At 70.2% G+C, this 3,040-nt stretch carries 2 protein-coding genes and 1 pseudogene; all 3 read right to left on the bottom strand.

Features of this window, described 5'->3' with window-relative positions:
* The coding region (locus VGJ14_18630; protein HEY2834444.1) for a TIGR03560 family F420-dependent LLM class oxidoreductase at positions 1-607 on the bottom strand (607 nt) is incomplete at its 3' end.
* 204 nt (positions 608-811) lie between these two features.
* Positions 812-1,207 (bottom strand): transposase, encoded by a 396-nt coding sequence (locus VGJ14_18635; GenBank protein HEY2834445.1) that lies wholly within the window; start codon positions 1,205-1,207, stop codon positions 812-814.
* A gap of 408 nt (positions 1,208-1,615) precedes the next feature.
* Positions 1,616-2,587 (bottom strand): annotated as a pseudogene (locus VGJ14_18640) (transposase).
* Positions 2,588-3,040: the final 453 nt, after the last annotated feature.

The raw sequence follows: 3,040 nt of genomic DNA on the forward strand, positions 1-3,040 counted from the left end.
AGTTGGTGTACCGCGCGTACCTCGCGGCGATCTTGAGCGTGACCTTCTCGCCGCCGCCCGCGATCCACAGCGGGATGCCGCCCTCCTGCAGCGGCAACGGGAAGACGCGGGCGCCGTCGACCTGGTAGTGCTTCCCGCTGAAGGTCGCGACGCCCTCCGTCCAGGCCTGGCGCATGATCTGCACACCCTCGTCGAGCATCCCGAGCCGCTCGGGCGGGGGCGGGAAGCCGTAGCCGTAGGCCCGCCACTCATGCTCGTACCAGCCTGCGCCGATGCCCATCTCGACGCGCCCGCCGGAGACGATGTCGCAGGTGGCGGCCACCTTGGCCAGGTAGGCGGGGTTGCGGTAGCTCATGCACGTGCACATCTGGCCCAATCGCACCCGCTCGGTGACCGCGCCGAACGCGGCCATCAGCGACCACGCCTCGTGCGTGGCCTGGTCGGTGGGTAGCGGCACGGTGTGGAAGTGGTCGTAGACCCAGATCGACTCCCACGGGCCCGCGTCGGCGCGCTGGGCCAGCCCCTTCATCACCCCCCACTGGTCGGCGGGCTCGATGCCGACGAGATCGTGCCGCCAACCTTGGGGAACGAAGATTCCGAGGCGCATGCTCCGACCCTAGGAGGCCGCTGAAGAAGCCGGTTTTGGGCCCGGTCGGCAGCAAGACCGAGCTGCGTCGGTGCGCGGTGAGCCGCTGGGTGTGGTGCTGGGCCGGGCAGTGCCGGTCAGCGGGAGGCGGGATCGCCGGGTCTGGGGTCCGTCGGGGAGCGTCTCGGGGCCTCGGTGGCGGCCGCGGGGTGTCTGGGGGGCCGATTAGATGGCCAGAACCCAGGTTCGGTCGATGCGGGCAAGCCCGCGGCCGACGAGGTTGCGCAGGTTCAACGCGGCGGTGCGGGATTTGAGCCAGGCGTTGTTCTTGACGGTGCCGCGGTAGCGCAGCTTGATCCGCTGCCCGCCCTGGGTGGCGACCTGGGAGACGGTGCGTTCGACGTTGGGCCGGTAGGTCCGGTAGTCCTCGCGCAGGTCGGGGTCGGCGGCCCATTCCGCGCGGGCCACGCGCAGCAGGTCGTCGCGTTCGTGCAGGGTCATCGTGCGGCCGGTCTTCGCGGTGGTGCACGCGGCACGCAGCGGACAGTCTCGGCACAGCGCCCCGAAGGTCACGGTCCGAGACGGTGAGATCGGCCGGGTCTGACCGGCCGGGCAGGTCATGGTGCCGGAGTCCTCACCGACGGTGAAGTCGACGGTGAAGTCGTCGAGGGTGAACCCGCCCGGAACCGCCGGCTGCACCGGCTTGGGCTTGATGACGGCGTCGTGCCCGGCCTGCTGGATCGCGCCCCGCAGGTCACCGGTGCCGTAGGCCGAGTCGCCGTACCAGGCCAGACCCTCGCCCCGGCCGTTGCCGCCCGGGATAGCACCCTCGACCACAGCACCCTCGTGATCATCTGCATCGGCGACGTGGCGGGTAGCGGCAGCGTCGCCGGTGTCGGTATCGGTGGCAGCTGCGGCGAGGTCCGCGCCGACGGGCCCGTCACCGGAAGATGCCTGCTGGTCGGGGTCTTGCTGGTCGGGGTCTTGCTGGTCGGGGTCCTGCTCGGTGTTGGCCACGAACTGCTGCGCCAGCGCCGCATCGGAGTTCTGGGTCCCGGCGGCCATGGTCAGCGCCTCATCGGTGATCAACCCGGTCCCGGGCTCGGCGACCAGGTGCGCCCGGTAGCCGTCGCGGCGGCTGCTGGGGGACTTGCGGGTGTGCCGGGCCTGCGGGTCCACGGTGGAGATCACCCGATCCGGGGCCACCTTGCGGGCGATCCGCCACCGCCCGTCCCGCCCGTCGGATCCCTCGGCTGGTTCCACGTCCTGCCCGGCCACCAGCGCCAACAACGCCACCGCCGCCGCGGCCGCCTCCTCCAGCTCGGCCTCGGCGAACGCCGCCACCACCGTGTTCGCGTCACCGACCAACGCCGAGACCAGCTCGTGTCTGGCGGCCGGGTCGGTCCAGTCGATCCGCGGCTTACCCGGACCGCGGTAGTCGTGCCCGGTGCACACGGCCGCGATCACCGCATCGGCCCCGGGCACCTCCCGGCCCACCCGGCGGATCGCGCCGATCAACTGGGTGATGGTGTCCTGGGTGGCCACCGCGTCATCCAGGATCGTGGAATCCACCGCACGGCGTCGCCGACCGGCCAGCACCCCGGTCGCCTCGATCACCCGCCGGATCGCGTCGTTGATCCGGTGGGGACGGGTCGAGTGGGCGATCCTCCTGCGCCAATACACCAGGCTCGACGGGTCGAACCCCTCATCCAGCAGCGACAACCCGCACGCCACCTTCCACCGAAGGTCACAGCGGACCGCCTCGGCGCACTCCCGATCCGAGAGCTCGTGCAGTGCCTGCAGGGTCAGCACCGCCGCCATCCGGGTCGCCGGCAGCGACGGGCGCCCGATCGTGGAGAACAGGTCCGCGTAGTCCTCGTCCGGGAACACCTCGCCGCGATGCTCGGCCAGGAACCCGAACATGCTCCCCGCCGACACCAGATGACCAACCACCTGCGCGGCGTCCCACAACTCCCGCTCCGGCCCCTCCACACCCTGCACCGCAAGATCATCCCAAGCAGACACAGTCCGCGCTCAGCGACATGCCTACCGCCCGACCGGGTTTTTCAGCGCCGTCCTAGACGACGAACGGCGAAGGGTCTCTTGCGACATCGCCGACCGGCCCGTTCGGCGGCGGCCGCGGTGAGCGCTCAGAAAGAACCCCAAGTTGTTCATTGCTCACGATAAATGTGTCCATTGCTCACGACTTGCGCACCACCCGAAGGCGACCCACTTGATGGGTGATTCATCACGGTATGTGTAACATGCGCGCTTCGATACGGACGCGAAGGGAGTAGTGACGACCCCGGCCAACACGGAGTGCTTCTGAAAGCGGTGCAGCAGCGTGAGTTTCGTCGAACGACCTGGGAAGATACGCCGTGCAGGCACGGCCGCTCCAGGCACGTGGCTGCTCACCGGCGGCGCGGGCTACATCGGGGCGCACGTCGCAGCGGC

This window comes from Sporichthyaceae bacterium, from assembly GCA_036493475.1.
In the GTDB taxonomy this organism is placed as follows: Bacteria; Actinomycetota; Actinomycetes; order Sporichthyales; family Sporichthyaceae; genus DASQPJ01.